General features: G+C 37.0%; 5 protein-coding genes. 4 read left to right on the forward strand and 1 reads right to left on the reverse strand.

Annotation, left to right across the window (positions count from 1 at the left end):
* Nucleotides 1-258: 258 nt before the first annotated feature.
* Genes ACFIKE_RS07935 through ACFIKE_RS07950 form a run of 4 tightly spaced genes read left to right on the forward strand, consistent with a single transcriptional unit; the run spans nucleotide 259 to nucleotide 4,156 of the window.
* On the forward strand, nucleotides 259-1,302 hold the full coding sequence (locus ACFIKE_RS07935; RefSeq protein WP_375625047.1) for a hemin-degrading factor: 1,044 nt from the start codon (nucleotides 259-261) through the stop codon (nucleotides 1,300-1,302).
* Between the two features lie 18 nt (nucleotides 1,303-1,320).
* Nucleotides 1,321-2,223 (forward strand): hemin ABC transporter substrate-binding protein, encoded by a 903-nt coding sequence (locus ACFIKE_RS07940; protein WP_375625048.1) that lies wholly within the window; start codon nucleotides 1,321-1,323, stop codon nucleotides 2,221-2,223.
* A gap of 5 nt (nucleotides 2,224-2,228) precedes the next feature.
* Nucleotides 2,229-3,326: a FecCD family ABC transporter permease gene (locus tag ACFIKE_RS07945; RefSeq protein ID WP_375625834.1), complete on the forward strand. Its 1,098-nt coding sequence runs from the start codon at nucleotides 2,229-2,231 to the stop codon at nucleotides 3,324-3,326.
* Nucleotides 3,323-4,156, forward strand: a complete 834-nt coding sequence (locus ACFIKE_RS07950) for a heme ABC transporter ATP-binding protein (RefSeq protein ID WP_375649110.1) — start codon at nucleotides 3,323-3,325, stop codon at nucleotides 4,154-4,156. Before ACFIKE_RS07945 ends, ACFIKE_RS07950 begins: the two co-directional genes overlap by 4 nt.
* A gap of 1,145 nt (nucleotides 4,157-5,301) precedes the next feature.
* On the opposite strand, the gene ACFIKE_RS07955 is transcribed toward ACFIKE_RS07950, so the two are convergent.
* The coding region (locus ACFIKE_RS07955) for a phage tail protein (RefSeq protein WP_375649112.1) at nucleotides 5,302-5,868 on the reverse strand (567 nt) is incomplete at its 5' end.

Here is a 5,868-nt window from a genome sequence, read left to right on the forward strand (position 1 = left end):
TCATTAGATCAATTAAAAAGGTTATATCGATAAAAAATAAATTATTGCGTTTCTGTTCTCATTGTTCTTTGAACAACGAATTTTGAGGTTTGCGCTTTAACTCTTTGTGATTTATTGGTTTTTATTGTTCTATTGTTGATAAAATAAGGGCTTTTTTGGTGGTGAGTTGAACCATTAGTTGATAGTGGTTCAACTCACTGTTTTTGAGTTTTAAAATTAAACAATTAACCTTTAAACAGGTAACATAAGGATAAGCCCATGTCATACACAGCCGAAATGATTATTCACTTGCGTGAAGAAAAAAAAGAAATGCGTAACCGCGATTTCGCGGACTCTATTGGTATATCCGAAGCAGAACTCATTGCGGCTTATTGTACAATTGGAAAAGCAAAAAAACTACGCGCTGATGTCGCTACTCTCTTGGAAAATGCTCCTAAACTTGGAATAGTCATGGCATTAACACGGAATGAAAATGCTGTCCATGAAATAACAGGATGTTTTGAGAAGATTGTTCAAAGTCAGCATATTCCGATAACACTCGGTGAAATTGACTTGCGTATTTTTTCAAAACAGTGGAAGTTTGGTTTCGAGCATGACGTGACTATTCTCGGAACACCTATGAAAAGTCTGCAATTTTTTGATCAATATGGCATTGCTATTTTCAAACTCTATTCTCAAGACGCAACAAATATGGAAGAATGGGCTGCACTTGTTGAAAAGTTGCTTCATGACGATCAATCATCCGCACTTGATATTTCTCCCGCTCCTACTCCAGTACAATGTGATACGGCAAAGCTAGATGTTGAAAAGTTCCGAGATCGTTGGCGACAGATGACTGATGTGCATCAACTTCATGGAATTATTTCTGAACTGAAAATTAATCGACATAATGCTGTAAAACATGCCGGAAATGAATTTGCCGATGAGTTAAAAATAGAAGCTGTTGAGATGATGCTCAAACAAGTTGCACAAGAAGAGTTACCAATTATGTGTTTTGTTGGAAATAAAGGATGTATCCAAATTTTCACTGGGCAAGTAAAGAATATTAAGCAAATGGGACCTTGGCTTAATGTTCTCGATCAGAAGTTTCACCTCCATTTACTCGTTTCTGGAATCAAGAAGGTATGGCGTGTTCGCAAACCTACAATTGATGGATATGTCAACTCACTTGAAGTTTTCGATAAAGATGATGAGATGATTATTCAATTCTTTGGCGTACGCAAGGAGGGCCAAAAAGAACGTGAAGATTGGCGCTCTTTATTGAATGGTTTACCATCGAGCCAAGAAAACAGCAGTAACTAAGATAAGGTAAGGTCAGACATGTTCATATCTCTTTTGCATAGGTTATCAAACCTTTTCCTTATATGTTTACTGCTCTCTCTTACCTGTTTTTCTAAACAAGTGATTGCTGAACCCACAACCCGTTTTCCTGAAAATGCTCGAATTGTTTCTATCGGCGGAGCACTTACAGAAATTGTCTATGCATTGGGTGCCCAAGATCAGCTTGTCGCCCGTGATAGTACAAGCGTCTACCCGCAAGAAGCGCTCAAGCTTCCTGTGCTTGGATATATGCGTGCTCTTTCACCGGAGGGTGTTTTATCACTTGCCCCAGAGGGCATATTGCTTGTTGAAGGAAGCGGTCCCGCTTCAACAATTGATATTCTCAAAAAAACATCAATCCCTCTGGTGATCATACCAGAAGACTACTCCCGTGAAAATGTGATAGAAAAGATTCGCCTCGTTGGTCAAGCCATTCATCGGGAAGTTCAAGCCGCTGCGTTAATTGAAAAATTGAAGCGTAATTTTTTAGAAAACGATACGCTTTTGGCGAAAGTAACAACACCAAAGCGTGTTCTTTTTGTTTTCTCTGTGCAAAATGGACGCGTCATGGCATCTGGAACAGGTACTGCAGCTGATAGTATGATAAAACTTTCAGGTGCTATCAATGCTATCACCGATTATAAAGGATATAAACTTCTCAACGGCGAAGCGTTATTGAAATCAGATCCTGATGTTATCTTACTTGTAAAACATGGTGCAAGATCAACTAGCATTGATAAGATTTTAGCCATACCGGCAGTTCAAGCAACAACAGCAGCAAAAAATCATGCCATAAAACAGATGGATGCTATGTATTTTTTAGGATTTGGTCCACGCACTGCAGACGCATCAAGAGAGCTTATTGAGATACTTTATGGTGCAAATCAAAACGGTAAGAGCTGATAAAAATGGTAGACGGTACATCCATGATGCATTTACCTGAAACAAAAGAAGGTAAAAAAATAAACCGTTCAAAGCAGGGGAAGGTTTTATTATTAAGCTTAATAATATTCCTTACCTTCAGTATTTTTGGTGGGCTCTTGAATGGTGCCGCAAAGGTTTCTTTCCTTGATCTCCTCCATGTGATGCTTACACAAGATTTTTCAGTAAGTAGTAAAACGCGTGATTACCTCGTGCTTATCGACATAAGGCTTCCCCGTGTTATCTTTGGATTGTTAATTGGAGCAGCTTTAGCTGTCTCCGGTGTTCTTATGCAAGGGCTTTTCCGTAATCCTCTTGCAGATCCTGGAATTATAGGTGTATCAGCAGGTGCTGGACTTGGAGCAGTCTTAGCAATTGTTGTCGGTATTGCTTTTCCTGTTTCATTTGCACCTTTTCTAGAGCCTTACAAAGTTATTATAGGTGCTTTTTTTGGTGGACTTTTATCAACGATTATTCTCTACATAATAGCAACGCATAATAGCTTTACCTCTATTGCAACCATGCTGCTTGCTGGTATTGCTCTTGGTGCATTAAGCAGTGCAGTTGTTGGAACATTGATTTTTATCGCAAATGACCAACAACTCCGTGATATCACTTTTTGGAGTCTTGGCTCTCTTGCAGGCGCTACATGGTTGAAAGTATGGCTCGTTCTCCCTTTCATCGTTATTGGTCTTCTTTTCTCTCCCTTTTTATCACGAGCACTTAATGCCCTTGCTCTTGGAGAAGCTGTTGCTGGCCATATTGGTTTCCATATTCAACGCGTTAAAAATATTGCTATTCCCCTTGTTGCCCTTATGTGTGGTAGTGCTGTTGCTGTCAGTGGTGGTATTGGTTTTATTGGTATTATTGTTCCTCATATTTTACGTCAACTCATTGGTCCTGATCATCGCTATCTCATTCCTTGCTCTGCTCTCTTGGGAGCAGCATTACTTATTTTTGCTGATACGTTTGCACGCTTAATTGTTGCCCCCGCAGAATTGCCGATTGGGATTGTAACAGCGCTTTTTGGTGCTCCTTTCTTTCTATGGATCCTTATATGCAAACGAGGAACAGACTTTTCATGATTAAAGCGACAAATATTTGTGTTCAGCGCGGAAAGAAGCAGATTCTTAAACACATTAATCTTCAAGCTAAAAGTGGTGCTTTTACCATTATTATTGGTCCTAATGGATCAGGGAAAAGTACTTTTATCAAAGCTCTGAGTGGTGAAATTCCTTACAGTGGAAAAATAACCTTAAATGGTTATAATGTATGCCAAACAAAAACTCATGAAATGGCAAAAATGCGCGCTGTGCTACCACAATCAACAACGCTCGTATTTCCATTCTTAGTCCATGAAGTTGTAGGGCTTGGCCTTTCTGTAAACCAATTTACCATTACCAAAGCCGAAGTGCAAAATCTTATCCAAAAAGCTTTAGAGTGCGTTGACCTTTCTGATTATGGCAACCTGTATTATCACCAATTATCAGGTGGAGAACAAGCTAGAGTACAACTTGCCCGTGTCCTTTGCCAAATCTGGAAACCTGTTCATAATGGGATTCCTCGCTGGATGATATTAGATGAACCTATTGCTAGCCTCGATATTCAACATCAAATCATCGTTATGGATATTGCTAAACGATTTGCCCATTCTGGTGGCGGCGTTCTTGCTGTTCTTCATGACCTCAATCTCGCAGCACATTATGCAGATAACATGATCTTGCTCAAGGAAGGAGAGATTTATTGCAAAGGAAATGCAACTAACGTTTTGACAACACAAAATCTCCGCGATGTTTATCATTGTTCTTTAAACGTTTCTGAATTACCTAAAGAAGATATCCCATTTATACTCCCTCAAACAGCCTCCTCCTATGAAATTAGATCTCTAAGCTATCGGTTTCAATCTAAAAACTAAAGTCCATAGAAAAATAAAACATGCAAATATTTAAGAATCTTTTTTATTTTTATATGAACTTCTTTTTGTCATCTGTCATTTTAAAAAAGAAAACCAAACACCCTAAAAATATTTTGAGAAAAAACCACTAGTTTAAAATCTTTCAAGATTTTACATAACTAAAAACATGCGAAATTTTGTTTTGCTATCAAGCTGTTAGATAATACGAATTTATACAACATAAATATGCGTTTTTCCACTCTTTCTATCACTTTTATCTTTATAAAAATGTTTCAAGAAATGCGTACAAATGCCTTTGTTATAATAATGGGGTGTATTATTTATATCTTCTAAGGACTATGTAGAAATCAAGTACCTTTCTCCCATCTATAAAAATTTATTTGTAGCTTTAATGGTAATATTTTCTTTATAACACATATACTTTAGCTTTTTGTATAAATAAATATTGATTTATAATGATATTTTTTACTTTTCTCTCTCTATTTAAAAAATCGTTTATTGGCATATCACAAAGAATTAAACTATTGAATAAAAACTTTAAAATAAACTCAATAACGCTTCTTGTAAGCCCCCTAATACAAAAACAATGCGGAATATAGGAATGAGGAGAGAGATAGCATTTGTCTGCTGCTTCACAAGCATAACGATGATTCCACTCAAGGAATACTATCATTTACAGATAAAGCCTACACCATAGCAATGCAAAGAAATGAAATGGACAACAAGATGAGAGATATCTTTATGAGATAAATTAACTCATACAGGGGTATGCTATTTTTACACAAAAAACGTTAAAAATATTGTACTTTTTATGCCTCAGGTTGAATAATTTTATCACCTTATCCCCTATCAAAACACCTTATGAACAAATATATCTCCAGATCTCTTCATGGCACAGTTTAAATGATTTAATACATTTTCCCTATGTTATCATACAATTATAAAAAAGTTATGATTTTCTTTTTCTTATAATAAATTATATCCTTAACTCTTTCTTTCAATCATTTTAAAATTGTTTTTTTGTCTCCCTCAAGTATCGTATTAACAATATAGATTTCCTCTTCATAGACGTAGAAAATAACGCGGAATTGCTCCGCGTTAACAAAAATTATCAGGGTGTATAGATTATTATTACTCAAACATACTCATGATTTTATAGCATAGACAACGGTTGCATTAACAGGACGCGTTTCTGCCTCACCCGTATGGGAAAGAGTTACCTTGTGTGTATGTGCGCCAGCAGAACCTGTTCTCCCCTTCAGGGTCGCATTATAGGTATAATGGTTCGGTAGTCTCCCAATATCACCAACTGGCCATCCAACTCCTTTATACTCAAAATTATGCGCATGCTCGCCTGCATTTTCAATACTCCCAATATGCGTATGCGACTTTATGCTATCTTGTTGTTCATCTGCAAATTTTCTACCACCATCTAACCCCCGACCATTATCAAAGCCGCGTAAAAACATGCCTCTAAAATCAGGAACTTTAAAAGTTTTATTGCTGTCTTTTCCCCATTTATCACCTATTGCGTTGAATAACTGCGGATAATCTTCACGCTTATAGGCCTTACCATCACACAAAAGCCAACCATTTGGCACATTTTGCATAGCAAATGTTGCAATAAATCCAGAGGGAAAACTTTCTATCTTTGGTGGTGTAGGATTTAATAAATACCACCCCTCATGCTCTTTTATTAAAACACCATTATT

The organism is Bartonella sp. MU70NMGDW, from assembly GCF_042194085.1.
Classification (GTDB): domain Bacteria; phylum Pseudomonadota; class Alphaproteobacteria; order Rhizobiales; family Rhizobiaceae; genus Bartonella; species Bartonella grahamii.

Excerpts from the sequence above, each read along its gene's own strand:
- ACFIKE_RS07935 (WP_375625047.1), top strand. The coding sequence starts at position 259 with ATGTCATACACAGCCGAAATGATTATTCACTTGCGTGAAGAAAAAAAA.
- ACFIKE_RS07940 (WP_375625048.1), top strand. The coding sequence starts at position 1,321 with ATGTTCATATCTCTTTTGCATAGGTTATCAAACCTTTTCCTTATATGT.
- ACFIKE_RS07945 (WP_375625834.1), top strand. The coding sequence starts at position 2,229 with ATGGTAGACGGTACATCCATGATGCATTTACCTGAAACAAAAGAAGGT.
- ACFIKE_RS07950 (WP_375649110.1), top strand. The coding sequence starts at position 3,323 with ATGATTAAAGCGACAAATATTTGTGTTCAGCGCGGAAAGAAGCAGATT.